This is a genomic window from Oleiphilus sp. HI0066 (assembly GCF_001635725.1).
In genome coordinates, this window is sequence record NZ_LWFH01001770.1 from 1 (window position 1) to 1,067 (window position 1,067).

The window sequence follows — 1,067 nt, forward strand, 5'->3', positions numbered from 1 at the left end:
GTTTTCTTTAACACAATAGACGGGAGCATCGATAACCTTGTATCTCTCCCGATTCCCGAGGGCGTTGAGGTATCTAGCGTCGCCAACGCAGATCCTGCTTCTCGCAAATTCGTACTTGGCCTAAGTGATGGTTCTGCTCTGGTATTGCAGCACAGCTATAAAATCACTTACCCAAATGACCAGCGTAAGATTGAACCTTTTATTGAATATCCATTCGGCGAAGAGGCTATGCAGCTAGCTGAAAATGGTGAGCCTCTAAAAGAAATTTCTATTGCCTTAAGTGACGGCGCACTAATGGTCGTCGCGGTAACAGAATCGAACGCCTTGGTCGCAAAACAATTCGAACAAGAAGAAGACTTCTTGAGCGGTGAAATACGTTTAGTGCCTGAAGAAGTTGATCTCCCACAACTTGATGTCGCACCTAAATTTATCATTGCTGAACCTGCGATGCGCTTTGTATTTGTCGGTACCAATGATGGACATATCCAGGTTTTAGATCTCAATGCAAAACGTGAAAATATCGTCAACGGCACCATCAAAGTGGGTGACGAAAATACTTTAATTGACGATATGACCTTACTACTGGGTGGTGCTTCCATCTTGGTCTCCGACAGCCAAGGAAGCACCTCGCAGTGGTTCATGGTACGCGATGAAAACAACAAGTATCGTCTTGAAAACATTCGTACCTTTGAAGCCGTCGGCGGTAAGATTGCAGCGGCAGATATTGAACAACGTCGTAAGGGTTTCTTAATCGCCAACACTGAAGGCACGATTAAGTTTTACAACAGTACTGCGCATTCCACTGCATTGACCATTAGTGCAGACGCAGCCGTTAATAATCTTGCTATTGCACCACGTGCCAACAAACTTCTTGTTGAAACTACGGATGGAAAAATTCAATGGTGGTTAGTGGATAACGAGCACCCTGAAATTTCCTTCTCAGCACTTTGGGGCAAAGTTTGGTATGAGGGCTATGAAGAACCAGATTACATTTGGCAATCTTCAGCAGCGAATAACGACTTCGAACCAAAATACAGCTTATCCCCTCTTGCATTCGGTACATTAAA

The 1,067-nt window shown here is 44.3% G+C and carries 1 pseudogene; it reads left to right on the top strand.

The window, feature by feature from the left end:
- Positions 1–1,067 (top strand): annotated as a pseudogene (locus tag A3738_RS31665) (phosphate ABC transporter permease); the annotation flags it as partial.